Raw genomic sequence first — 22,415 nt, 5'->3', positions numbered from 1 at the left:
AAATAAACTGAAATAATACTTTTATTCGGAACAATTCGCGGCCCAAAAAATTCGTGTCTGGACAAAAGCATCGGAATAAACGTGGCCGCAAACCGCGATGCTCTCGATGTTTTTTGTTTGCCGTGCGTAGCTATTCACATGTTTACGAAAGGACCGAGAAGATGGCGACCTTCAATGGGACAGCGGAAGCCGACAGACTCGTTGGCACCAACAATGCGGATGTGATCAACGGCCTCGGCGGAAACGATATCCTTCTGGGCCGCGACGGTCGGGACAATATCTTTGGCGGAGCCGATAACGATTGGATTGCCGGGAATGACGGCAACGACGCCTTGCAAGGCGGCAACGGCATCGACTTCATCACAGGCGGCGACGGCCGCGATCTGATCCGAGGCGATGCCGACAACGACATACTGTTCGGCAACGACGGCAGGGATACGATCTATGGCGGGCTTGGAGACGACGCCGCTGCGGGAGACGCAGGCAACGACCAGCTCTATGGTGGCGACGGCACCGATTTTCTGTATGGAAATAGCGGCCAGGATCTCCTCAATGGACAGGCCGGCAACGACTTCCTCTCCGGCGGCGCCGACAACGACAGGATCATCGGCGGCGACGGGAATGACGCTCTCGATGGGAATGCCGGCAACGACCGTCTGAGCGGCAACGCCGGTGATGATCTTCTTTATGGCTCCAACGGAGCCGATGCGATCAACGGAGGTGCCGGTCAGGACGATCTCTGGGGCGGCAACGGAGCGGACCGGTTCATCTTCCAGTCCGTTACGGATACGGGCAGCACCAATGCCACCGCCGATTACATCGGCGACTTCTCGTTTGCCGATGGCGATCGCGTGGACCTGAGACGCATCGACGCCGATACCGACACGGCGGGCAACCAGACCTTCGACTTCATTGGGACAAGCGCCTTTTCCGAAGCCGGTCAGGTCAGGATCGCAACCAGCAACGGCGATACCTACGTTGCTCTGAACACCGACTCGGACACGGATGCGGAAGGCATCATCCACATCGAGCAGGTCGGCGTGACAGCCGATTGGTTCCTGCTCTGAAGGCTTCAAACGGCCTAGGCGGCTGCGCCATGACGGCGTGACGGCCGAACGCACTCGCGGGAGCCTCGCCTATAGGGTGAGGCTCCTGTCCTATAAAGGGAAAGGGGAGACACCGGCAATATCCTCAGTTTGTGTTGAACGCGATCCTCATGACTTTCCATTGAGGATAGCGGGAGACGATGTTTTGAGGGATGGCGAAAGGCGTGCATCGCTTGACGGCGTTTAATGCCGCCTGTGCCTGTGCGGAATCTGCCTGACCATGCAGCACCTTCGGCGACTGTTCCAAGGACCCGTCCTTGTTGAGCCTCACCTCGAGGGTGACACCTTCCCCACCTATGGCCGCCGCGGGAAGTAGGTAGCAATGCTTGATCTGCGTCATGAAGATCATCACGAGGTCCGACCGCTTGTCGGCCGTAGTGACACAACCCGCCAGGCCCAAGCCCAGCGCACCCAAAGCAAGAGCGAGAACCGGGGCACGAAACATGGAACGCTTCATCGCACCTTCCCTGCCGCTCTCCACACAATGAGCGTGTCGTCTCGAGCGAGCGAATACTGCACGATGTGCTATCATTAACGTCGGACTTATAGCAATATCATTTCATGTCTCCCGGCTATGCTCTTCCTTCGGCATCTCCGACGCCGGAGTGATATTCGCTCAGGCCGCCACTACAAGGTTCCGGCCTCTTTCCTTGGCCCGATAGAGCGCACGATCGGCCCGTTGCAGCAGGGCTTCGACGGTGGCGCCTGAGGCGGTTGCGCAGCCTGCGCTGACCGTCACCTCCTGATCCGATCCGAGCACCGCTCCTCCGGCCTGCGCGAAGGCATCGCGGATCCTCTCCGCCAGCACAGCGGCCTCTTGGGACCCGACCGCGAGGACGGCGGCAAACTCCTCCCCACCGAGACGGCCGAAGGTGTTCTTCGGCATGTGCTCCTCCAAGATCCGGGCGAAGAGTGACAGTATACGGTCGCCGGCATCGTGGCCGTGGCGGTCGTTGATCGCCTTGAAGTTGTCGAGGTCGAACAGGAGGCAGCTCGCAGGCTTTCCACCCAGCCGGTCGAGCAGGATAGAGGCGTTCTGGAAGAAGGCGCGACGGTTTGCGATGCCCGTCAAGGAATCGATGAGGGCCGCATTCTTGTACTCGAGCTTCAGCCGCTCCTTCGTCATGGACAACAACATAAAGGCCAGGGCCGGCCCGAAAACCACCAAGAACAGTGCCAGTTCCGACGACCAGCGCCTGGCAAAGCTGTCGATCCAGGCAACGGACGTGACGGAGAAGCCCAGCAGTGCCCTCAGGAAACTGAAAAACGAAAGGCAGGCGAGAAGAAGGACCACGATGCGCTGGGAAGAGGTCAGCGTCTGCTCTCTACGGCGTCCCAGCTCCCAGGCGGACAGGGCGGAATAGACCCCCGTCACGATGGAGACGAGAATGACGCGATAGCCGAGAGAATCGAAGATGAAGGGAAAGACGGCAATCCAGACGATTGCTCCGGTCAGCAGCGGAAGGAAGATGCCGCTGCGATTGTTGAAGATCCGGCAGCCGACATACAGGGCCCCATAGGACGATATCGTGAGCGTATTGGCCAGGAGCAGAACCGTGTAGCTGGGCTGCCCTCGTCCGAGATTGGCCCAGCCGACGGAGACCGTCAGCAGCCAGAAGCTGCTTCCCCACCAGATCATCGGATTCATTTTGGGAGGCTGCAGTCCCGAGAGGATCAGGAGCGTGCCTAGCACGGCCGACAGCAGAAGGAAGGCAACCGTCAGGGTGGCAGGATCAAGAACCATCGAAGATGCTGGCCTGTATGCGATCGGACTGCCGCAGAGGCTCCTCCCACGAAGAATTCCGTTACGGAACTTTCGCTAGGCTATCCCCTATCCCAGACCCGATGTCCAGCGGCATCTTCATCGCCGCTCCGTCGACGGAACGAAGGCTTGGCTGGAGCATTTTCCCTGGAAGCACCGCGGGAGAATCTGGGTCATGGGCATGTATCACCGTCACGGGGTTCAGAGCACGGCGGCCATTGCCGGCCACCCGCTTCATCACATGCTGGTCGCATTCCCCATTGCCTTCCTGATCGGTGCATTCGGGACCGATATCGCCTTCACGCTGACCCAGGACCCCTTCTGGGCCCAGGGGGCTTACTGGCTGCTGATCGCAGGCATCGTCACAGCGGTCGTCGCGGCAATTCCCGGCATGGTCGACTTCGTCACGATCGATCGCGTCCGCAACCTCTGGATCTCGTGGGCCCATATGGCGGTCAATCTCACGGTCGTCGCTCTGGCTCTCGTGAATGTCGGGGTTCGCCTCTACAATCCCATCGGGGGATTGCAGGAATGGGGAATCTGGCTGTCCGGCGCGCAAACGGCGCTGCTGCTGTTCAGCGGCTGGCTCGGGGGTGAGATGTCTTATCGCTATGGCATCGGCGCCATCCGCGACTACAGCCTCAAGGCCGAGCAATTCCATGTGGAGATCGACCGCCCGGATGTTGCTGCGGCCTATGGACGGCGGACCGGAACGGACAACGCGCAGAGCCGCTAGGCCCATGGCCTTGCCATTGGAGGCATGGCCGCTAAACTTGCGGCCGTTATGAAGCGCAGCGTTTTCGCCCTTATCGTTTCCGGCCTCGGGCTGGCAGGCCCGGCCCAGGCGGCCTCGCCCTGCCCGCCCGGCTTCGCCGTGCTTCAGGCCTCCGATACCTGCGTGCGGGTCAGCGGTACGGTCCGCGCGGATTCCCTCGTCACTTCGTCCCGCATGCGCGCGGCGGACAACTTCAGCACCCATGCGGGCGGACGGGTGCAACTCGACGTGCGGAAGCAGACCGAATACGGCCCCCTCCGCGCCGTCATCGCCGTCGGAAACCTGCGTCGGTAAACCCGGAACCATCCATTCCCCCCTTTTGTTGGCTGGAAGGACCGATAGGCATCCCGCCTATGCCCCGATCCCACCTACAGGAGGTTTTCATGCACGCGCATGAGATGATCGGCACCCATCCGCACGTGAAGGGCAAGACCAACGACGCCCTGATCCGCTGCATCGAGGAATGCTTCGACTGCGCCCAGACCTGCACGTCCTGCGCCGATGCCTGCCTGGGCGAGCCGATGGTGGCGCAACTCATCCAATGCATCCGCCTCAACATGGACTGCGCGGATATCTGCATGGCCACCGGCGCGATTGCCACACGGCGGACCGGCTCCAACGAGGAGGTGATCCGCCAGATGCTCCATGCTTGCATGACAGCCTGCCGCATCTGCGGCGAGGAATGCGGACGTCATGCAGGCATGCACGAGCATTGCCGCATCTGTGCCGATGCCTGCCGCCGTTGCGAGCAGGCGTGCCGACAAGCGATGGACAGCATAGGAGCGCGTCACTGAGGCAGCGGGTCTGGATCGCCGCATCATCGCCGGAGCGCGAGAGGGGCCGGTTGCCGGTCTCTCTCGTTTTTGAGGCGCGGATCCGTACGGTACAGCCCCGGTTCAGGCACCTTTCGTTATTGTAAACCCTCGGCCTATCGCGGGCGTCCCACCCACCGGGCGCATGCGCGGGGCGGGATCGATCCGGCCCAGCCCGGCGAAACCGGCCAATTCCTTGAAAAACACGCGTTTCTTGCGGCCTCGACCTCGGTTGAGCCCGACAGACGGATTGCTTTGCATAAGGATTAACGGACCATTAGGTCGGTATGCTACTAAAGCATAACTGACCTACATTATTACCACTCCTCTTCGGCACTGCACACAATTATATCAGCGCTGCACAAGCAAGAACCAAAGGCCACCGGTCACAGGGGCCGGTCACTATCAGGAGCTTCCCATGTTCGTGTCCTATATCCTCGCTAAAGTCCGCGCTTACCTGCGTTATCGCGAAACCGTCCGCGAGCTTTCGCTGCTCTCCGACCGCGAACTCGACGATCTCGGCATCTCCCGCTTCCAGATCGAGAGCATCGCTCGCGAGCACGCTGCCGCGTAATTCTCTGTTGCATCGCAACAAAAGGCCCGCGCCCGCCTCCAGGTGGGCGTTTGCTTTTTCAAAGGGGCTTATCGCCCGCCGGACACGGGGATATTGGCTCCCGTGATGTAGGACGCGGCGTCCGACATCAGAAACAGCACCGCCTCGGCAATCTCCTCGGGCTCCCCGATCCGGTTGAGGGGGATGTTGGGTCGCAGGCGCTCCAGCCGGCCCGCATCCTGGGTGCTGCGCGCATGGATTTCCGTCATCGTCATGCCGGGCGAGACGGCATTGACCCGGATGCCCTGAGGGGCCAGCTCCTTTGCCATCCCGATGGTCAGCGAGTCGATGGCTCCCTTCGAGGCTGCATACCAGACATACTCGTTCGGGCTGCCGAGAGAGGCCGCCACGGACGAGATGTTGACGATGGTCCTCGCCGCATCGCCGGAGGTTTTCGGCAGACGCCGGGCGGCCTCGCGGGCCACCCAAAGCGCGCCGATGACATTGGTGTCGATGCAGGAGCGGATCGTCTCGGCGGAGGCCTCCGCGAGCTTGCCGGACTTGCCCGTAATGCCCGCATTGTTGACAACATGGGAGAGAGGCCCCAAAGCGGCCTCCGCCTCGTCGAAGAGGCGCACCACATCGGCCTCCACGGCGACGTCGCCCTGGCAGGCCGTGGCCGCGGCGCCAGCGGCGCGACATTGAGCGACAGCGTCTTCCGCGGCCTCGCGCTCCGAGCGGTAGGTGATGGCGACATCGTAACCGCGACGGGCCGCGAGTTGCGCTACAGCGGCCCCTATGCCACGGCTTCCACCTGTAATAAGGACGACGGGACGCCTGGATTGCATGGCGTTCAAAGCCTTTTCGAACCTATCCAAAAGTAAACCGGCTCAGCTTGACCAGGGCTCCCGAGGGAGTCAACAAAGCCGCTCGGGAGATTGACCATGAGCACCATCGAACCCATCCATGTCATCGGCGGCGGCCTCGCCGGTTCGGAAGCCGCCTGGCAGATCGCCCAGGCCGGCGTGCCTGTCGTTCTCCACGAGATGCGCCCCGTGCGCGGCACCGATGCGCACAAGACGGAAGGTCTCGCCGAGCTCGTCTGCTCCAACTCGTTCCGTTCGGACGATGCCGAAACCAACGCGGTCGGTCTGCTCCATCAGGAAATGCGCCGCCTCGGCTCCCTCATCATGGCGAAGGGCGATGCCCATCAGGTTCCGGCCGGCGGCGCGCTGGCCGTCGACCGCGACGGCTTCTCCGCCGCTGTGACGGCCGCGCTGGAAGCGCATCCGCTCGTCACCATCGAGCGCGGAGAGATCGCAGGCCTGCCGCCGGAGGAGTGGTCCTCCGTCATCATCGCCACCGGCCCCCTCACCTCGCCCGCTCTGGCGCAGGCCATCCTCGACCTGACCGGCGAGACGTCGCTCGCCTTCTTCGACGCCATCGCGCCCATCGTCTATCGCGAGTCCATCAACATGGACATCGCCTGGTTCCAGTCGCGCTACGACAAGGTCGGGCCCGGCGGCACGGGGAAGGACTACATCAACTGCCCCATGACGAAGGAACAGTATGAGGCCTTCGTCGATGCGCTGATCTCAGGCGACAAGACCGAGTTCAAGGAATGGGAGGCCAACACGCCCTATTTCGACGGCTGCCTGCCCATCGAGGTCATGGCCGAGCGCGGCCGCGAGACCCTGCGCCACGGCCCCATGAAGCCCGTGGGCCTCACCGATCCGCGCAATCCCGACAAGAAGCCCTATGCCATCGTACAGCTGCGCCAGGACAATGCGCTGGGCACCCTGTTCAACATGGTAGGCTTCCAGACCAAGCTGAAGTACGGCGCTCAGGCCGAGATCTTCCGCATGATCCCAGGCCTGGAGAACGCCGAGTTTGCGCGCCTCGGCGGCATTCACCGGAACACATACCTGAACTCGCCCAAGCTTCTCGACCCGACCCTGCGCCTGAAGGCGATGCCGCGCCTGCGCTTCGCGGGCCAGATCACCGGCTGCGAGGGTTATGTGGAAAGCGCGGCGGTGGGTCTCATGACAGGCCGCTTCGCCGCTGCCGAGCGGCTCGGCCGCCCGATCCAGCCCCTGCCCCATACGACGGCGCTCGGCGCGCTCATCAACCACATCACCGGCGGGCACATCGAGACCATCGACGAGGGGCCGCGCTCCTTCCAACCCATGAACGTCAATTTCGGCCTCTTCCCGCCGCTGAACAGCGCTCCCAAGGCAGAGGAAGGCAAGCGCCTGCGCGGCTCGGCCAAGGCCATCGCAAAGAAGAAGATGCTGACGGACCGGGCGCGCACCGATCTCGAAGCGTGGCTCGCGGGCAGCGCCTTGCCTGCGGCGGCGGAGTAAGCTGCTCCGCTGTCATCCCGGATCGGCTTTGCCGTCCGGGATGACGATAAGTAGCGTGAGGCTAGAACGGCCCACGCCAGAGCGCCCAGATCCGGCGCCATTGCGGAATGTCCACCAGCGTGTGGAACGGGTCGTATGATCGCCGCTCCATCGCCCTGAGGTAAGGCTCGACCAGGGCAAGGGGCTGGAAAGCCGGCCTGGCGGCATCGGGAACGGTCGTCCGCAGGGCGCGCGCCTGATCGAGATGTCGGCGGGCGACGGCGCGCAGATCGGCGAGAGCGCCTTCGAGGCCGGGCCCGCCGCGCCCCGTGACGATGTCCTCCCGGACCACGCCGTGCCGGTTCAGGATGTCGGCGGGCACGTAGACCTGGCCCTGCCGCGCATGGATCGGAAACGCGCGTAGCAGACCGGTGATCGCATAGGCTACACCCGCATGGCCCGCCGCATCCGCCGTTCCGGGATTAGAGCCCGCGGCAAGAATGAGGCTCGAAAGCTGGATCAGACTGGACGAGGTCTCGCCGCAATAGCCCTCCAGGTCGTTCAGGCTCGGCATCGGATCGTCGTAGAGATCGAAGATGCGGGCGTCGATCAGATCGACGAAGGACTGCCTGGGCAGGCGGAATTGCACGATGGTGTCGTCGAGCGCCGCAGCGACCGGATTGGCCCGCACATCGCCCCGCGCCTCGCCCTGAAGGGCATCGCGCCACCATTGCAGGCGTATCTCGCCGACGAGGGCCTCGCGAACCGACTCGCGGACACGGGCAATCTCGAAATTGAAGGCATAGAGTGCGTGCAGGTGCGGACGCTTGTCGGCGGGCGCGAAAAGGCTCGCCCAATAACGGTCCGGATCGGCCTCGCGCACGAGAGCCTCGCAATGCGCGAAATTGGCAATGGCTTGGGTCATCGTCAGGGAACGGCGATCAGGGCGGCGCCGACCTTGCGGTTCTCCGCAAGCAGGATGTTGTAGGTGCGGGCGGCCGCTCCCGTCTGCATCACGTCGAGGCCGATCCCCGCTTCGCGAAAGCGCATCCGGAACGCGGCCGGAAGCGCCGCGATGTCAGCGCCCGTACCGAATAGCACGAGATCAAGCGCGTCGCCTTCGGCGAAGATCGGATCGAGCGCCGCATCGGTCAGGTCGGCCAATGAGGCCACCGGCCAAGCCATGATCCCCGAAGGCAGCGCGAGCAGGGAGCCGCGATGGGACATATCCGCGAAGCGGAAGCCGCCATTGCCGTAGGCATCGAACGGATGGCGTCCCGGAAGGAACCCGTCGTAAAGGCGGCCAGAGCCCATGACCTTACTCCGCTGCTGCGGCCTTGCCCTCCGGAACCTTCACGGCCTCCGAGCCGCGCAGACCGATATAGATGAGCATGGGAGACGAAATGCAGATGGCCGAATAGGTACAGATGACGACGCCGTAGAGCATGACCTGCGCGAAGCCCTGGATCGCCTGCCCGCCGAAGAGAACCAGCGCCAGCAGCGAGAGCGCCGTGGTGGTCGCCGTCATGATCGTACGGGACATGGTGTGGTTGATCGACAGGTTCAACAGCTCTTCCGCCGGCATCGTCTTGTAGCGGCGCATCAGCTCGCGGGTCCGGTCGAACACCACCACCGTCTCGTTGAGCGAATAGCCCACGATGGTCAGGATCGCCGCAATCGAGGTCATGTTGAACTCGTGACGCGTGATCACGAAGAAGCCGATGGTCAGCACGATATCGTGGAGCGTGCCGATGATGGAGGCAATCGCAAGCTCCCGCTCGAAGCGGAACCAGAGATAGAACAGCACCGCGATGACCGAGAGCACGATGCCGATGGTGCCGGACTGGACAAGCTCGCCCGAGACGCGCGGCCCCACCGTCTCGACACGGCGGAACTCGTACTCGGCGCCGAACGTGTCGCGCGCCTTTTGCACCACGGCGGCCTGCGCGGCCTCGCCGCCCTGCTGAATCGGGAAGCGGATCGAAACCTCGCCCGCGGTGCCGAATTCCTGCACCTCGACCTCGCCGAAGCCGAAGCCTTCGGCCGTGCCTCGGATTTTAGCGACATCGGCCTGACCCGACTTCGCCTGGATCTCCATGAGCGTGCCGCCCTTGAAGTCGATGCCGAAATTCAGACCGACCGTCATGAGCATGATCGCCGTCAGGATCGAGATGACGGCCGACAGCGGGAACGAGAAGCGCCTGAAGCGCATGAAGTTGAAATGGGAGTTTTCGGGCCAGAGGCGAACGAGGCGCACGATACGCACTCCTTAGAACGGAAGAGCTTTGGGGCGCATCCAGTGATACCAGAGCGCAATCATCATGCGCGTCAGGGTCACGGCGGTGAGAACCGTCGTCAGGATGCCGAGAATGAACACGACCGCGAAGCCGCGCACGGGGCCGGAGCCGAGGAAGAACAGGATCAGGGCGGCAATCGCCATGGTGCTGTTGGAATCCACGATGGTGGCGAAGGCCCTGTCGAAGCCCGCCTGGATGGCGGACACGATGGAGCGGCCCGCATGCGCCTCCTCACGGATGCGCTCGTAGATCAGCACGTTGGAGTCGACCGCCGTGCCGATGGTCAGCACGATGCCCGCGATGCCTGGCAGCGTGAGCGTGGCCTCCAGCACCGACATGAGGCCGAAGATGAGGCCCACATGGACGAGAAGCGCGATATTCGCGAAGAGGCCGAAGAGGCCGTAGGTCGCGAACATGAAGATGATCACGAAGATTGCCGCCACATAGGTGGCCATCTTGCCGGCCTCGATGGAATCGCGCCCGAGGCCGGGACCGACCGTGCGCTCCTCAACGATGGTGAGCTTGGCGGGCAACGCGCCGGAGCGCAGCAGGACGGCCAAGTTGTTCACCTGCTCGACCGTGAAGCTGCCGGAGATCTGGCCGGAACCGCCGGTGATGGGCGACTGGATCGTCGGGGCAGAGATCACCTGGTTGTCGAGAACGATGGCGAGCTGGCGCCCGAGATTCTCCGTCGTCGCCTGCCCGAAGCGCTGGGCGCCGCGGATGTTGAAGCGGAAGTTGACGATGGGCTGTCGGGTCTGCGGGTCGAAGGCTGGCTGGGCGTCCGTCAGGTCGCCGCCTTCGGCGATCACCCGGCGATCCACGGGAACCCGCTGTCCTCCGGCGTCCTGCATGGGCAGCATGTCCACGTCCGTCGCTCCGGGCTGGGCCAGAAGCCGGAACTCGAGGTTGCCGGTCTCGCCGAGCAGAGCTTTGAGCTGCTGCGGATCCTGGAGACCGGGCACCTGGACGAGGACACGGTCGGCGCCCTGGCGCTGGATGCTGGGCTCGGTGGTGCCCGTCGCGTCGACGCGGCGGCGGATAACCTCGATGGACTGGTCGACGGCGCGGCGCACGCGCTCGTTGATGCCGGCCTCCGTGTAGGTCAGCGTGATCACGCCATCGGGGGTCGTGTTGATGTCGATGGTATTGCCGCCGGTCTGCCCCAGCATCGCGTTGCCGACGGGTTGGGCGAGCTCCCGCAGGCGCGGCATGAGCCGCTCGCGGTCCGCTGCCTCGGGCACGCGGATCTGCACGCCGCGCTGAACGGTCTGAATGCCGTTCTGCGACGAAACGCGGGTATCGCGCAGGATACGGCGGACGTCGTCGCGCAAGAGCGTGATCTGGCCGCGCAGCAGATCCTGCGCATCGACCTCGAGCAGAACGTGGGAACCGCCCTGCAGATCGAGCCCCAGCACGATGGCGCGGGACGGAACGAGCCAGGACGGCACCCAGCTCGGGATGGCATTCAGGTAGGCCTGACGCTGTTCGCGATCCATCGCGCTCGGAACCGCCAGAAGCAGACCGATCAGGATGATCGCCACGGTGGCGATGATCTTCGATTTGGAGAAGCGCAACATCGTCGGCTCAACCTTTCTCACATACTCTGCCGCAGGAACCTGCGGCGAACCGGCCCATCCGCCTGGAACGGGCCGGCTTCGTCTTCATCAGGCCTTGACCGGCTCGCTCTTGGAGCGGACGTCGGAGATCATGGCGCGGGCCACCTTCACCTTGACGCCATCGGCGATCTCGACCTCGATATCGGCCGAATCCTCGGTCACCTTCGTCACCTTGCCGATGATGCCGCCCGACGTCACGACCGTGTCGCCGCGGCGCACGTTCTTGATCATTTCCTGGTGAGCCTTCACCCGGCGCTGCTGCGGACGGATGATGAGGAACCACATGATGACGAATATGAGGATGAACGGGACGAATTGAAGGATCATCTCCATTCCGCCCCCGGCGGGGGCCCCTTGTGCGAAGGCTGGTGAAATGAACAAGCGGCTCTCCATGGATAAAGGCGCGTGGCGGGCGTTTTCCGAGGCCCACCCGCGCCATGGGGGATTCAAAGCGTGGCGGACTATACCCATCGACTCCGCGAAATCAATGAAGTTGGAGGGCTTTCCCAAGCCTCATGCGGCCTCATGAGCCCCTCTTCCATGGACCGGAGGGCGGATTCTGGGGTAAGCACGACCTTCCCACCGTTTCTCGATGTCAGATCCGATGCCCGCCGACCTCACCTCCCCTGAATCCCTGGCCCTGCTGAAGCGCATCGCCGATGCCCTGGAGCGGCTGGCCCCGGCCGCCACGGCCCAACCCGATTTCGCGGCGGCCGACGCCTTCGTCTGGCAGGCCGCCGGGCGCAGGCTGTCCCCCGTCCCGAGGGTGAACCGGGTGGAGATGAGCCTTCTGCGCGGCATCGACCGGGTCCGTGACCTGCTGGCGGAGAATACCCAGCGCTTCGCCAGGGGGCTTCCGGCTAACAACGCCCTCCTCTGGGGCGCCCGGGGCATGGGCAAATCCTCCCTGGTCAAAGCGGTTCACGCGGAAATCAACCACACGAAGCCCGCAAGCGCCCGCCCCCTGAAACTCATCGAGATTCACCGGGAGGACATCGAGACCCTGCCCGAGCTCATGAGCCTCCTGCGGGCCGATCCCCACCGTTTCATCGTCTTCTGCGACGACCTCTCCTTCGATGCGGACGACACCTCCTACAAGTCGCTCAAGGCCGTGCTGGAGGGCGGGATCGAGGGACGGCCCGACAACGTGATCTTCTACGCCACGTCTAACCGCCGCCACCTCCTGCCCCGCGACATGATGGAGAACGAGCGCTCGACGGCCATCAACCCGGGCGAGGCGGTGGAGGAGAAGGTCTCGCTGTCCGACCGTTTCGGCCTCTGGCTCGGCTTCCACAAGTGCAGCCAGGACGAGTATCTCGACATGGTCTTCGCCTATGTGGAGCATCTGGGACTCGAGGCCGACCGCGACGCCATCCGCGCAGAGGCGCTGGAATGGGCCACCACCCGCGGGGCCCGCTCCGGGCGCACGGCCTGGCAATTCATCCAGGATCTCGCAGGGAGGCTCGGCAAGGCCCTCTGAAACGGCAAAGGGACGGTGGCTGAGCCCCACCGTCCCCTCCCATTGCCGGCCCGGCGAACCGAACCGGCGGATTTCTTCAGGCCGTCAGCCGCCGAGATACTTCATCGGATCGACCGGCGTCGCCCCCTTGCGGATCTCGAAGTGGAGCTGGGGCGAGGTGACGTTGCCGGTCTGGCCGGACGTGGCGATCACCTGACCGCGCTTCACCTGATCGCCGCGCTTCACGTTGAGCGAGCCGTTATGGGCGTAGGCCGAGACGTAGCCGTTCTCGTGGCGGATGAGCACGAGGTTGCCGTAACCCTTCACCTCGCTGCCCGCATAGGTCACGGTGCCGGCTTCGGCGGCCTTGACCGGGGTGCCCTCGGGAACGGCGATGTTGATGCCTTCATTGCCGCCATTCGCGCCGAAACCGGCGATGACTCGGCCGCGCGCCGGCCAGCGGAAATCGCCCGCCGGGACGCTGGCAGTCTGCTCGGGCTCGGGCGCCGCGGCCTTCGCCGTCTCAGGGGCCGGGGCTGGCGGCAGAGCCGCAGGCTTCACCGCTTCAGGCTGGGTGAGAGCCGCGACTTTCTGATCTTCGACGGGCTTCGGCGCGGAAACGAGAGGCTTGGGAGCCGAAACCAGCGGCTCCTGCGTCGCGGCGGCAACCTGCATGGGAGCGGGCTTGGCCGGCGCGGAGGCCTGCTCCGTCGCGTTCATGCCGGGACGGGTGCGCCTCACCGGCTCGGCGGACGCAACCGGCGTCGTTGCCGAAGGCGCCTTGGAGGGATCGACGAGACGGAACTTGGGCTGAGCGGCGGGCTGAACCGAAGCCGTCTGGGCCATCGGAACGGGGCGCGGCTGAACGGGAGCGCTAGCGATGCGGTTGGGCTGCGACAGAGGCTGGGGCTGCACCGGAGGCAGAGCCTGCGCCTGAACCGGAGCGGTCGGCATCGGAGCCGCCGCGTAGGAGGGAGCCGCCTGCGACTGGGGCGAAACGGAAGCCGTCGTTTCCATCCGCTCGCTGGAGGCGAAGGGATTGGAGAAGGGATTCTCTGCAAATCGCGACGTATCCGCACTGCAGGCGGCAGCGACGCTGCCGATCAAGCCCACCAGAGCGATCCGAGACACCGCAGACCAATGCTCAGAACTCACACGCAACCGCATTACTCAACCCCAACCGAACGCAACTCGATGGGGCGATTAAAAACCTGTTCAGGTTAAGCAACGGTTGACGGCATGCACTTTGTCGTAACCTTGTCCGACTTTTTTTCGATTCGGTCAGAGAGTTGCCGCAATCCCGGTGACCAGCGGGGAAATCCGCAAGGGAACGCCGAGATCCTGCGTCACCTCGCCTTCCGGACCGCGCTCGACCCGCACGAGGCGCGGTGCGCCCTCGATCGCAAGGGCGCCGACGAGGCGTCCGCCGGGGCCAAGGAGCGGCATCAGGTTTTCCGGCACCCGCGGGTGAGAACCATTCAGCAGGATACGGTCGAAGCGCTCGCGCACGCGTGTGGCCAGCCCATCGCCCACCTCCAGGCGAACCTTTTCCGTCTGGACGATCTTGAGGTGCTGGGCCGCGCTCTCCGCAAGGGTGCTGAACCGCTCCACCGTGGTCACTTCCGCGCCGAGCTTGGCGAGAAGCGCCGTCACGTAGCCGCTGCCTGTTCCGATTTCCAGCACCCGCTGGCCGGGCTGGACGCCGAGCGCCAGGAGCATGGCCGCGACCGTGGCCGGTCCGGTCATGGTCTGGCCGCAGGGCAGAGGCAGGGCGACATCGGTCCGGGCGAGATCCGTGAAGCGGCGCGGGGCGAAGACCTCCCGCGGCACGAGCTCCATGGCCCGCAGGAGCGCCGTATCGCGGATCCCCTTCGCTCTTAAGGAGAGGATGAAGGATGCGGCACCGATTGCCGCCTGCTCGCTGCGGATATCCGCCTCGGGCAGGAATGGCGGATCCCGGCTCATCGTGCCCGCGCCCTCGTCATCCGAAAGCCTGCGCGTAGCGGGTCAGCGTCGGCTCGTCCGTCATGTCGATGCGCAGCGGCGTCACCGCGATGCGCCGGTTGGCGATGGCCCAGAGATCCGTGCCGTTGCCGGGCGTGAAGGGCTGGCGCGCGAAGGCGATCCAGAAATAGGGATTGCCGCGCCCGTCCCGGCGCTCGTCCAGGCGCAGGAGTTCCTGGGTACGCTCGCCCTGATTGACGACAGCCGTTCCCTCGATCTCTTCCGGCTCGCAATCCGGGAAGTTCACGTTGACGAGGATGCCCTTGTCGATCCCGGCCTCGAGGATCTTGCGGACGACCTTGGGGCCGTGATGCTCGGCGCAGTGCCAGCGCGGTGCATTGCGCGTGCCCGGGCCGTAGGCCTGGGACAGGGCGATGGAGGGAATGCCGAGGATGGTGCCCTCGATGGCTCCCGCCACGGTGCCGGAATAGGTCACGTCCTCCGCCACGTTCTGCCCCCGGTTCACGCCGGAGAGCACGAGGTCGGGCTTCGCGTCCTGCATGAGGTGCCGGACGCCCATGATTACGCAATCGGTCGGCGTGCCCTTCACCGCGAAATGCCGGCTCGAGATTTCGCGCAGCCGCAGCGGATCGTTCAAGGACAGGGAATGGGCGACGCCGCTCTGATCCGTCTCGGGTGCCACGACCCAGACATCGTCCGACAGGTTGCGGGCGATGGCCTCGAGGGTCTTGAGCCCCGGAGCGTGGATGCCGTCGTCGTTGGTGCAGAGAATGCGCATGTCAGGCCTGTCGCTCGATGCGGGTGAGGCCGCCCATATAGGGCTGGAGCGCCGACGGGATTGTGACGCTGCCATCCTCGTTCTGGTAGTTCTCCAGCACGGCCACGAGCGTGCGGCCGACCGCAAGACCGGAGCCGTTGAGCGTGTGAACGAAGCGCGGCCCCTTGCCGTCGGCGGGGCGGTAGCGGGCGTTCATGCGCCGAGCCTGGAAGTCCGAGCAGACCGAGCAGCTCGAAATCTCGCGATACATGCCCTGCCCCGGCAGCCATACTTCGATGTCGTAGGTCTTGGTCGAGGAGAAGCCCATATCGCCGGTGCACAGCGTCATGGTGCGGAACGGCAGCTCGAGCTTCTTGAGCACGTTCTCCGCGCTCGTGAGCATGCGCTCGTGCTCGTCGGCCGAGGTCTCGGGCGTCGTGATCGAGACGAGTTCGCACTTCACGAATTGGTGCTGGCGGATCATGCCGCGCGTGTCGCGCCCGGCGGATCCCGCCTCGGCGCGGAAGCTCGGGGTGAGCGCGGTGAAGCGCAGGGGCAGCTCCTCTTCCGAGAGGATCTGCTCCCGCACGAGATTGGTGAGCGTCACCTCCGCCGTCGGGATCATGCCGTAGCGGGTGTCCTTGATCGCCTTGGCGATCGCGTCGCGCGGCTGCCCTTCGAGAGCGGCCTCCACGATCTGCTGGAGCGAATTGCCCGGGAAAGCCCAGAACTGGTCGTCCTCGAACTTGGGCAATTGCGCCGTGCCGAACATGGTGTCGTCACGCACCAGCAGCGGCGGGTTCACTTCCGTGTAGCCGTGCTCGGTGGTGTGGAGGTCGATCATGAACTGGCCCAGCGCCCGCTCCAGGCGGGCGAGGCCGCCCTTGAGCACCACGAAGCGCGAGCCGGAGAGCTTCGCCGCCGTCTCGAAGTCCATGAGCCCGAGCGCCTCGCCGATCTCGAAATGCTGTTTGGCGCTGTTCAGGGTCCGCGGCGTGCCGAAGCGATGGCGCTCCACGTTGCCGTGCTCGTCCGCGCCGACCGGCACGTCCTCCTTGGGGATATTCGGAATGGCCGCGAGGACCTCGAACAGGGCCTTCTCGGCGGCGCGTTCCGCCTCCTCGAGCTGCGGCATCGATTCCTTGATGCGGGCCACCTCGGCCATCAGGTCCTGCGCCCGCGCCTCGTCCTTCTTCGCCTTGGCCTGCCCGATCTCCTTGGACATCGCGTTGCGGCGTTCCGTGGCGGCCTGAAGGGCGGATACGGCAGCTTTACGGGCATCGTCGAGAGCGATCAGGCGCTCGGACAAGGGCTCCATGCCCCGGTTCCGGAGGCCTTGATCGAAAGCCGCGGGGTTCTCGCGGATGGAACGGATGTCGTGCATGGGATGAGGACCTGCTTCGTCAGCGGCCTTGCCCGAGAACACGGCCGCCCTCTTAATCGTGCCAAGGATGGCGGCCGGCTGGAGCCTTTCGGGCCCTACGCCTCTGCCGCGCGCGCGGCCTCGGCTTCCGCACGCTTCTTCTCGACCATCCGGACGGAGAAGATGGACGCCTCGTAAAGAAGCAAGGTGGGGACTGCAAGGGCGAACTGGCTGATCACGTCCGGAGGCGTCAGGACGGCGGCGATCACGAAGACGATGACGATGGCGTAGCGGCGCTTCGACTTCAGGAATTCCGAATCGATGATCCCCGCCCTGGCCAGCAGGGTCAGGATCACGGGCAGCTGGAAGCAGATGCCGAAGGCGAAGATCAGCGTCATGATCAGCGACAGGTACTCGCTGACCTTGGGCAGGAACTCGATGGTGGGCCCCGTATCCGTCGCCAGTTGCTGCATGCCGACCGAAAAGCGCATGAGGAGCGGCATGGCGATGAAGTAGACGCAGGCCGCGCCGATGGTGAACAGGACCGGGGTCGCGATCAGATAGGGCACGAAGGCCCGGCGCTCGTTCTTGTATAGGCCCGGCGCCACGAACTTGTAGATCTGGATGGCGATGATCGGGAAGGCCAGGAGCCCGGCCCCGAAGGCCGCCACCTGGATCTGCGTGAAGAGATATTCCAGGCCGTGGGTGTAAACGAGGTGCGCCTTTTCGGGCGAGCCGACCGCCAGCACATAGGGCCAGACCAGCGCGTTGTAGATATACTTCGCGACGGCAAAGCAGAGGAAGAACATCACGACGAACGCGGCCAGAGCCTTGATCAGCCGCGAACGCAGCTCGGTCAGGTGTTCGATCAGAGGCGCGCGCGAAGCCTCGACCTCATCCTCTTCAATGGGGGTGGTCATCGAGCTTTCGCGTCCGGTTCTTCTGAAAGTTGCTTGGCAAGGGCGGCCTGCTGAGCCTCGTACTCGGCCTCGCGGCGGAGGGACTCGGCAATTTCCGCAGCCGGATCGCCGATGGGCGGAGGCGGCAGTTCGACGAGCGGATCGACGGGATCGGGCGTCCGCCCCTCGATTGCGGCCTGGACATTGGCGTCGGTGGCGGCCTGAGGCGTCTCCTGCGCAACCGGCTGGGTTTCAACCGGCTGAGCAGAATCCTGAAGCGGCTCGGTCTCCGGAGCCTTCGCAGGGGCTTCGATGGTAGTCTTGAGCTCGTCCCGGATCGTCTGGATCGGATTGAAGCTGGTGTTGAGCGACGAGACGGAGTCGTTCATGCCCTGGAGCTGCTTCTTGACGTCGTCAAGCTCGGCCTCCCGCATGGCCTCGTTGAACTGACCCTGGAACTCCGCCGCCATGCGGCGAAGCTTCCCCGTCACCTGCCCGACGGTGCGCAGCGCCTTCGGCAGATCCTTCGGGCCGATCACGATCAGCGCGACTGCGCCGATCACCATGATCTCACCCCAGCTCATGTCCAACATGACGCGGCCTCGAACCTGCCTCTTAGGTACTTACGCAGACTGGCGCGCCGCATGCCCCGGCGCGCATCCCGCAGCTTAGCCGACCTTGTGATCCGTGGTGGCGGTGCCCGTCGCGGCTCCGGCCTGATGGTCGATGGTCCGAACGGGCTCGGAGGGCTGCACGGGCTTGGACTGGGTATCGTCCTCCGCCATGCCTTTCTTGAAGGCTTTGATGCCCTTGGCAACGTCGCCCATCATGTCGGAAATCTTGCCGCGTCCGAACAGCAGGACGACGATCAGACCTACGACGATCCAGTGCCAAATACTCGTGCCACCCATGGCATTCCTCCTGCGCCCGGAGGGCGCGGCGTTTCAGATGAAGATCTTGCCGTCAACCTATGCGTCGGAGGCGGCGAAAACAAGGACATCCTTCGTATCGACTTCGATACCCACATCCTGTCCTTCCCGGACCCCGGCGGGATCGTGGACCCGGGCCTGGAGAGGCCGGTCGACGCCCTGCACGTCGATGTGGATCAGGTCGACCTCGCCGAGGAACCGGCGCGAAACCACCCTCCCTGGCAGGCAGAAGCCGGCGGGCTTCAGCTTCAGCCCTTGCGGCCGCACGCAGACGATGGCGGGGCCGTCCTGCAGATACGGCGCCGGGAAGACACCGACGGGACAGTTCACCTGGCCGTTGCGGACCACCCCTTCGAGCTCGTTGAAATCGCAGAAGAAACGGGCGGCGAAGAGATTGGCCGGACGGCGGTAGATCTCCTCGGCCTCGCCCTGCTGGATGATCCTGCCCGCCCGCATCAGCACGATCCGGTCGGCGATGCGCATGGCCTCCTCAGGATCGTGCGTCACCACGATGGTGGTCGCGCCGGTTTCCCGCAGGATGGCGATGGTCTCGTCGCGGATGGCATCGCGCATGCGCCGGTCGAGATTGGAAAACGGCTCGTCCATCAGCAGCACGCCGGGGCGGGGCGCGATGGACCGCGCCAGCGCGACCCGCTGCTGCTCCCCGCCCGACAGGGTATGCGGATACTCGCCGGCATAGTGTTCGAGGCCGACCCGCGACAGGGCCCGCCGGGCGGCAATGTCGGCCTCCGCCGCCGAGAGGCCCTTGAGGCCGAACATGATGTTCTGCAGGATCGTCATGTGCGGGAACAGGGCATAGTCCTGGAACATCAGCCCGATGCCCCGCCTCTCCGGCTCCACGAAATCCTTGGGCCCGCTGACCTCGCGACCGTCCATGAGGACCCGGCCGGAGGTCGGGGCCTCGACCCCTGCGGCAATGCGCAACAGGGTGGTCTTCCCGCATCCGGAATGGCCGAGCAGGCAGACGATCTCCCCGGGCTCGATGGTGAGCGACACGCCGTCGAGGGCCCGCTGGCTGCCATAGACCTGAACGATGCTCTCGAATTTGAGCTGCGCCGGGATCGAGGCGCCCGCCGTGCCGCGCTGACCCCACCGGGGCAGACGGAAACGGTCCAGGGCGGAGCCGGCAGGCTTCTCGGTCATTCCTCGGTCGCCTCGGTGGCCTCGGTCTGGTGCATGTCGAGCGGGTGCAGGAGATCGTCCTCGAGCGGATCCTCATCCTCGCGCAGGGTTTCCGCATCGGAGGGCGTCGGCACCGAGAAGTCGGAGGGAACGCGCCCCTCCAGGAAGCCTGCGCCCTTGAGCTCCTCGAGGCCCGGCAGGTCCTCGATCACGTCGAGGCCGAAATGTTCCAGGAAGGCGGGCGTCGTTCCATAGGTCACGGGACGGCCGGGCGCCTTCCGGCGGCCTCTCAGTCGGATCCAGCCCGTCTCGAGCAGGGTATCGAGCGTGCCCTTGGACGTGGCGACGCCGCGGATCTCTTCGATTTCCGCGCGGGTCACTGGCTGGTGATAGGCGATGATCGCCAGCGTCTCCATGGCGGCGCGGGAGAGCCTGCGCTGCTCGACCACGTCGCGCGCCAGGACGAAGGACAGGTCGCTCGCCGTGCGGAAGGCCCATTTACCCGCGACCCTGACCAGATTGACGCCCCGGGGCGCATAAAGCTCCGTCAGGTCGAGCAGGATCTTCTCCACGTCCGCGCCTTCCGGCAGGCGGCCGCCCAGCTCCTCGGTGCTCAGGGGCGCGGCGGAGGCGAACAGCAGCGCCTCGGCGATGCGCATGGCCTCGCCGTGATCGGGCACATGGCTGACCTCCGGGCTGCCCTCGTGGGCCTCGCCTTCCATCATCTCGCTTGCTTCTTCCTGCATCTCAAGCTCCTGCCTCGGCCGGGTCGGCGACGGGCTTGACCCAGACCGGAGCGAAGGCCTCGTCCTGCCGGACTGTGAGCTTGCCCTCGCGAACCATTTCCAGGGTCGCGGACAGGGCCGAGGCCAGAACGGTCGGGCGCATGGAGGGCTCGACCATGTATTCCATCAGATAGGTATCGAGGGTCACCCAGTCGTTCAGGTGACCGACGAGACGCTCCAGGGCCTCGCGGGCATCGAGCAGGGACCAGACGGTCCGCTTGTGCAGGGACACCCTGGCGTTGAACTTGATCTGCCGCTGCTGGGCATAGGCCTTGAGCAGATCGTAGAGGCTCGCCTCGTAGCGGGCATCGCGGTTGACGATGACGGGCTCCGGCGCCCCGCGGGCGAAGACGTCGCGGCCCAGCCAGGCGCGCTCGCCCATTTTCTTGGCCGCCTCGCGGATCGCCTCCAGGCGACGCAAGCGCAGGGCCAGGGCGGAGGCCAGCTCCTCGGCGCTCGGCTCCTCGCCCTTCGGCGGCTCGGGCAGCAGCAGGCGCGACTTGAGATAGGCAAGCCAGGCCGCCATGACGAGGTAATCGGCCGCGAGCTCCAGGCGCATGCGGCGGGCCGCCTCGATGAAGGCGATGTACTGCTCGGCCAGGGCCAGGATCGAGATGCGGTGCAGGTCCACCTTCTGCCGGCGGGCCAGCTCGAGGAGCAGGTCGAGAGGGCCTTCGAAGCCGTCCACGTCAACGAGCAGAGCGGGTTCGCTCTCGCCCCGCTCGTTCAGCTCGACCTCCTCGAAGGGTAAGGGATTTGCCATGGACCGTACTCAACTCATCTGAGCGAAAAGCTTCATAAGCTTTAGGCAATCATCGCAAGAGCAGAATCGAGTCTGGCCCTGGCATCCACAGGATCCAAAGGCTCCGGATCGTGGGCGATGCGCGCTAACGCAGCGTGAGCGCGACGGAGGGATACGCCCTCCAGAACGGGCGCGGCCTCGGCCACGGCGCTCATCTCCTCCATCCTGCCGTTGCAGTGGAGAGCCATGTCGCAACCGGCCGCGAAGGCGGCCTCGGCCCGCTCCCGGAAGGAGCCGGAAAGGGCGTGCATGGACAGGTCGTCGGTCATCACCAGTCCGTCATAGCCGATATGCCCCCGGATGATCTCCTGCATGACGATGCGAGAGGTTGTCGCGGGGTTTTCCGGATCGAGGGCCGTGTAGACCACGTGCGCAGTCATCGCGAGGGGCATGTCGGTCAGCATGCGGAAGGGGGCGAAATCGTGCCTCTCCAGATCCTCGCGGGAAGCCTCGACGATGGGGAGCGCCAGATGGCTGTCGGCGCCCGCCCGGCCATGGCCCGGCATATGCTTGATCACCGGCAGGACGCCGCCCGCGAGGAGGCCCTCGGCGGCGGCCCGCCCGAGGATCGCCACCTGGGCAGGCGTCTTGCCGTAGGCCCGGTCGCCGATCACGTCGTGCGCGCCCGGCGAGGGCACGTCGAGGACGGGCAGGCAATCCACCGTGATCCCGGCCTCGCGCAGGTCGTGGGCGATCAGGCGCGCCCCGAGTCGCGCGATCTCCCGCTGCACGAGCGGATCGTTGGCGTGCAGGCGGCCATAGGTGCTGCCGGAGGGATATTTCGGCCAGTGGGGCGGGCCCAGGCGCTGAACGCGCCCCCCTTCCTGATCGACGAGGATCGGGGCATCGGCGCGCCCGACGGTCTCGCGCAGGGCGGCGCAAAGCGCCCTCACCTGCTCGGGGCTATCCACGTTGCGGCGGAACAGGATGAAGCCCCAGGGCTGCGCTTCCTTAAAGAAAGCGATCTCGTCGGGGGTGAGTTCGAAGCCGGAGCATCCAGCAATGAAGGCGCGGATTGTCATACCCGCGCCTTACGTCCCCTGCTCG

The 22,415-nt window shown here is 65.0% G+C and carries 26 protein-coding genes; 7 read left to right on the top strand and 19 right to left on the bottom strand.

Annotated elements, in window-relative coordinates; translation table 11 throughout:
- Positions 1 to 161 precede the first annotated feature (161 nt).
- Positions 162 to 1,067 carry a calcium-binding protein gene (locus tag L879_RS23820; RefSeq protein WP_051435462.1) on the top strand — a complete coding sequence of 302 codons (906 nt, stop codon included), beginning with the start codon at positions 162 to 164 and terminating at the stop codon, positions 1,065 to 1,067.
- Positions 1,068 to 1,191: 124 nt separating this feature from the next.
- Here the strand turns inward: L879_RS23820 and tolA are convergent, their stop codons facing one another.
- Entirely contained in the window at positions 1,192 to 1,563 is a 372-nt protein-coding gene (tolA, locus tag L879_RS0119665) for a cell envelope integrity protein TolA (RefSeq protein ID WP_161634688.1), read from the bottom strand.
- Between the two features lie 159 nt (positions 1,564 to 1,722).
- A complete protein-coding gene (locus tag L879_RS0119660) occupies positions 1,723 to 2,850 on the bottom strand; it encodes a GGDEF domain-containing protein (protein ID WP_027317592.1) in 1,128 nt (375 codons plus the stop codon).
- Positions 2,851 to 3,043: 193 nt separating this feature from the next.
- Here L879_RS0119660 and L879_RS0119655 point away from each other — a divergent pair, with 193 nt between their 5' ends.
- The 4 genes from L879_RS0119655 to L879_RS23405 all read left to right on the top strand — a co-directional run bounded on the left by L879_RS0119655 (position 3,044) and on the right by L879_RS23405 (position 5,029).
- Complete coding sequence (locus tag L879_RS0119655) at positions 3,044 to 3,604, top strand: DUF2231 domain-containing protein (protein WP_027317591.1); 561 nt, start codon at positions 3,044 to 3,046, stop codon at positions 3,602 to 3,604.
- 48 nt (positions 3,605 to 3,652) lie between these two features.
- On the top strand, positions 3,653 to 3,937 hold the full coding sequence (locus L879_RS0119650) for a porin (RefSeq protein WP_027317590.1): 285 nt from the start codon (positions 3,653 to 3,655) through the stop codon (positions 3,935 to 3,937).
- A gap of 89 nt (positions 3,938 to 4,026) precedes the next feature.
- Entirely contained in the window at positions 4,027 to 4,437 is a 411-nt protein-coding gene (locus L879_RS0119645) for a four-helix bundle copper-binding protein (protein ID WP_027317589.1), read from the top strand.
- A gap of 436 nt (positions 4,438 to 4,873) precedes the next feature.
- Complete coding sequence (locus L879_RS23405) at positions 4,874 to 5,029, top strand: DUF1127 domain-containing protein (protein WP_084021173.1); 156 nt, start codon at positions 4,874 to 4,876, stop codon at positions 5,027 to 5,029.
- A 68-nt stretch (positions 5,030 to 5,097) separates the two neighbouring features.
- Here the strand turns inward: L879_RS23405 and L879_RS0119635 are convergent, their stop codons facing one another.
- Positions 5,098 to 5,856: a glucose 1-dehydrogenase gene (locus L879_RS0119635; protein WP_035460281.1), complete on the bottom strand. Its 759-nt coding sequence runs from the start codon at positions 5,854 to 5,856 to the stop codon at positions 5,098 to 5,100.
- A gap of 96 nt (positions 5,857 to 5,952) precedes the next feature.
- On the opposite strand from L879_RS0119635, the gene trmFO reads away from it, so the two are divergent.
- Entirely contained in the window at positions 5,953 to 7,371 is a 1,419-nt protein-coding gene (gene trmFO, locus L879_RS0119630; protein ID WP_027317587.1) for a methylenetetrahydrofolate--tRNA-(uracil(54)-C(5))-methyltransferase (FADH(2)-oxidizing) TrmFO, read from the top strand.
- A 61-nt stretch (positions 7,372 to 7,432) separates the two neighbouring features.
- Here trmFO and L879_RS0119625 read toward each other — a convergent pair whose 3' ends face one another.
- From L879_RS0119625 to yajC, 5 genes are all read right to left on the bottom strand, one after another.
- Positions 7,433 to 8,275: a phytoene/squalene synthase family protein gene (locus tag L879_RS0119625; protein ID WP_027317586.1), complete on the bottom strand. Its 843-nt coding sequence runs from the start codon at positions 8,273 to 8,275 to the stop codon at positions 7,433 to 7,435.
- 2 nt (positions 8,276 to 8,277) lie between these two features.
- A complete protein-coding gene (locus tag L879_RS0119620) occupies positions 8,278 to 8,664 on the bottom strand; it encodes an Mth938-like domain-containing protein (RefSeq protein WP_027317585.1) in 387 nt (128 codons plus the stop codon).
- A gap of 4 nt (positions 8,665 to 8,668) precedes the next feature.
- Positions 8,669 to 9,607: a protein translocase subunit SecF gene (gene secF / locus L879_RS0119615; protein ID WP_027317584.1), complete on the bottom strand. Its 939-nt coding sequence runs from the start codon at positions 9,605 to 9,607 to the stop codon at positions 8,669 to 8,671.
- Between the two features lie 12 nt (positions 9,608 to 9,619).
- Positions 9,620 to 11,227 carry a protein translocase subunit SecD gene (secD, locus tag L879_RS0119610; protein ID WP_027317583.1) on the bottom strand — a complete coding sequence of 536 codons (1,608 nt, stop codon included), beginning with the start codon at positions 11,225 to 11,227 and terminating at the stop codon, positions 9,620 to 9,622.
- Between the two features lie 87 nt (positions 11,228 to 11,314).
- Positions 11,315 to 11,647, bottom strand: coding sequence for a preprotein translocase subunit YajC (yajC, locus tag L879_RS0119605; protein ID WP_027317582.1), 333 nt, complete (start codon positions 11,645 to 11,647; stop codon positions 11,315 to 11,317).
- 211 nt (positions 11,648 to 11,858) lie between these two features.
- Here yajC and L879_RS0119600 point away from each other — a divergent pair, with 211 nt between their 5' ends.
- The gene (locus tag L879_RS0119600; protein ID WP_035460194.1) at positions 11,859 to 12,746 is read left to right on the top strand and encodes an ATP-binding protein; all 888 of its coding nucleotides are present in this window, start codon (positions 11,859 to 11,861) and stop codon (positions 12,744 to 12,746) included.
- Between the two features lie 84 nt (positions 12,747 to 12,830).
- Here L879_RS0119600 and L879_RS0119595 read toward each other — a convergent pair whose 3' ends face one another.
- From L879_RS0119595 to nagZ, 11 genes are all read right to left on the bottom strand, one after another.
- Positions 12,831 to 13,856 (bottom strand): M23 family metallopeptidase, encoded by a 1,026-nt coding sequence (locus L879_RS0119595; RefSeq protein ID WP_245265274.1) that lies wholly within the window; start codon positions 13,854 to 13,856, stop codon positions 12,831 to 12,833.
- Positions 13,857 to 14,006: 150 nt separating this feature from the next.
- Complete coding sequence (locus L879_RS0119590) at positions 14,007 to 14,690, bottom strand: protein-L-isoaspartate O-methyltransferase family protein (protein WP_051435460.1); 684 nt, start codon at positions 14,688 to 14,690, stop codon at positions 14,007 to 14,009.
- Positions 14,691 to 14,706: 16 nt separating this feature from the next.
- A complete protein-coding gene (gene surE, locus L879_RS0119585; protein ID WP_027317578.1) occupies positions 14,707 to 15,468 on the bottom strand; it encodes a 5'/3'-nucleotidase SurE in 762 nt (253 codons plus the stop codon).
- A 1-nt stretch (position 15,469) separates the two neighbouring features.
- On the bottom strand, positions 15,470 to 16,831 hold the full coding sequence (gene serS / locus L879_RS0119580; RefSeq protein ID WP_027317577.1) for a serine--tRNA ligase: 1,362 nt from the start codon (positions 16,829 to 16,831) through the stop codon (positions 15,470 to 15,472).
- A gap of 95 nt (positions 16,832 to 16,926) precedes the next feature.
- Positions 16,927 to 17,730 carry a twin-arginine translocase subunit TatC gene (gene tatC, locus L879_RS0119575; RefSeq protein WP_027317576.1) on the bottom strand — a complete coding sequence of 268 codons (804 nt, stop codon included), beginning with the start codon at positions 17,728 to 17,730 and terminating at the stop codon, positions 16,927 to 16,929.
- Positions 17,727 to 18,302, bottom strand: coding sequence for a Sec-independent protein translocase protein TatB (tatB, locus tag L879_RS0119570; RefSeq protein WP_027317575.1), 576 nt, complete (start codon positions 18,300 to 18,302; stop codon positions 17,727 to 17,729). Before tatB ends, tatC begins: the two co-directional genes overlap by 4 nt.
- Before the next feature lie 75 nt (positions 18,303 to 18,377).
- Positions 18,378 to 18,620: a twin-arginine translocase TatA/TatE family subunit gene (locus L879_RS0119565; protein ID WP_027317574.1), complete on the bottom strand. Its 243-nt coding sequence runs from the start codon at positions 18,618 to 18,620 to the stop codon at positions 18,378 to 18,380.
- A gap of 57 nt (positions 18,621 to 18,677) precedes the next feature.
- Positions 18,678 to 19,802: an ABC transporter ATP-binding protein gene (locus L879_RS0119560; protein WP_027317573.1), complete on the bottom strand. Its 1,125-nt coding sequence runs from the start codon at positions 19,800 to 19,802 to the stop codon at positions 18,678 to 18,680.
- Positions 19,799 to 20,503 carry an SMC-Scp complex subunit ScpB gene (gene scpB / locus L879_RS0119555; RefSeq protein WP_051435468.1) on the bottom strand — a complete coding sequence of 235 codons (705 nt, stop codon included), beginning with the start codon at positions 20,501 to 20,503 and terminating at the stop codon, positions 19,799 to 19,801. Before scpB ends, L879_RS0119560 begins: the two co-directional genes overlap by 4 nt.
- Before the next feature lie 25 nt (positions 20,504 to 20,528).
- Positions 20,529 to 21,329 (bottom strand): segregation and condensation protein A, encoded by an 801-nt coding sequence (locus tag L879_RS0119550; protein ID WP_027317571.1) that lies wholly within the window; start codon positions 21,327 to 21,329, stop codon positions 20,529 to 20,531.
- A gap of 41 nt (positions 21,330 to 21,370) precedes the next feature.
- Positions 21,371 to 22,390: a beta-N-acetylhexosaminidase gene (nagZ, locus tag L879_RS0119545; protein ID WP_027317570.1), complete on the bottom strand. Its 1,020-nt coding sequence runs from the start codon at positions 22,388 to 22,390 to the stop codon at positions 21,371 to 21,373.
- Positions 22,391 to 22,415 lie beyond the last annotated feature (25 nt).

This window comes from Microvirga flocculans ATCC BAA-817, assembly GCF_000518665.1.
In the GTDB taxonomy this organism is placed as follows: Bacteria; Pseudomonadota; Alphaproteobacteria; order Rhizobiales; family Beijerinckiaceae; genus Microvirga; species Microvirga flocculans.
This window is presented reverse-complemented; position numbering and strand designations above follow the sequence as displayed.

What these genes read in the sequence shown, in the direction of transcription:
- L879_RS23820 (WP_051435462.1), top strand. Translation starts at nt 162, where the DNA reads ATGGCGACCTTCAATGGGACAGCGGAAGCCGACAGACTCGTTGGCACC.
- tolA (WP_161634688.1), bottom strand. Translation starts at nt 1,563, where the DNA reads ATGAAGCGTTCCATGTTTCGTGCCCCGGTTCTCGCTCTTGCTTTGGGT.
- L879_RS0119660 (WP_027317592.1), bottom strand. Translation starts at nt 2,850, where the DNA reads ATGGTTCTTGATCCTGCCACCCTGACGGTTGCCTTCCTTCTGCTGTCG.
- L879_RS0119655 (WP_027317591.1), top strand. Translation starts at nt 3,044, where the DNA reads ATGGGCATGTATCACCGTCACGGGGTTCAGAGCACGGCGGCCATTGCC.
- L879_RS0119650 (WP_027317590.1), top strand. Translation starts at nt 3,653, where the DNA reads ATGAAGCGCAGCGTTTTCGCCCTTATCGTTTCCGGCCTCGGGCTGGCA.
- L879_RS0119645 (WP_027317589.1), top strand. Translation starts at nt 4,027, where the DNA reads ATGCACGCGCATGAGATGATCGGCACCCATCCGCACGTGAAGGGCAAG.
- L879_RS23405 (WP_084021173.1), top strand. Translation starts at nt 4,874, where the DNA reads ATGTTCGTGTCCTATATCCTCGCTAAAGTCCGCGCTTACCTGCGTTAT.
- L879_RS0119635 (WP_035460281.1), bottom strand. Translation starts at nt 5,856, where the DNA reads ATGCAATCCAGGCGTCCCGTCGTCCTTATTACAGGTGGAAGCCGTGGC.
- trmFO (WP_027317587.1), top strand. Translation starts at nt 5,953, where the DNA reads ATGAGCACCATCGAACCCATCCATGTCATCGGCGGCGGCCTCGCCGGT.
- L879_RS0119625 (WP_027317586.1), bottom strand. Translation starts at nt 8,275, where the DNA reads ATGACCCAAGCCATTGCCAATTTCGCGCATTGCGAGGCTCTCGTGCGC.
- L879_RS0119620 (WP_027317585.1), bottom strand. Translation starts at nt 8,664, where the DNA reads ATGGGCTCTGGCCGCCTTTACGACGGGTTCCTTCCGGGACGCCATCCG.
- secD (WP_027317583.1), bottom strand. Translation starts at nt 11,227, where the DNA reads ATGTTGCGCTTCTCCAAATCGAAGATCATCGCCACCGTGGCGATCATC.
- L879_RS0119600 (WP_035460194.1), top strand. Translation starts at nt 11,859, where the DNA reads ATGTCAGATCCGATGCCCGCCGACCTCACCTCCCCTGAATCCCTGGCC.
- L879_RS0119590 (WP_051435460.1), bottom strand. Translation starts at nt 14,690, where the DNA reads ATGAGCCGGGATCCGCCATTCCTGCCCGAGGCGGATATCCGCAGCGAG.
- surE (WP_027317578.1), bottom strand. Translation starts at nt 15,468, where the DNA reads ATGCGCATTCTCTGCACCAACGACGACGGCATCCACGCTCCGGGGCTC.
- serS (WP_027317577.1), bottom strand. Translation starts at nt 16,831, where the DNA reads ATGCACGACATCCGTTCCATCCGCGAGAACCCCGCGGCTTTCGATCAA.
- tatC (WP_027317576.1), bottom strand. Translation starts at nt 17,730, where the DNA reads ATGACCACCCCCATTGAAGAGGATGAGGTCGAGGCTTCGCGCGCGCCT.
- tatB (WP_027317575.1), bottom strand. Translation starts at nt 18,302, where the DNA reads ATGTTGGACATGAGCTGGGGTGAGATCATGGTGATCGGCGCAGTCGCG.
- L879_RS0119565 (WP_027317574.1), bottom strand. Translation starts at nt 18,620, where the DNA reads ATGGGTGGCACGAGTATTTGGCACTGGATCGTCGTAGGTCTGATCGTC.
- L879_RS0119560 (WP_027317573.1), bottom strand. Translation starts at nt 19,802, where the DNA reads ATGACCGAGAAGCCTGCCGGCTCCGCCCTGGACCGTTTCCGTCTGCCC.
- scpB (WP_051435468.1), bottom strand. Translation starts at nt 20,503, where the DNA reads ATGGAAGGCGAGGCCCACGAGGGCAGCCCGGAGGTCAGCCATGTGCCC.
- L879_RS0119550 (WP_027317571.1), bottom strand. Translation starts at nt 21,329, where the DNA reads ATGGCAAATCCCTTACCCTTCGAGGAGGTCGAGCTGAACGAGCGGGGC.
- nagZ (WP_027317570.1), bottom strand. Translation starts at nt 22,390, where the DNA reads ATGACAATCCGCGCCTTCATTGCTGGATGCTCCGGCTTCGAACTCACC.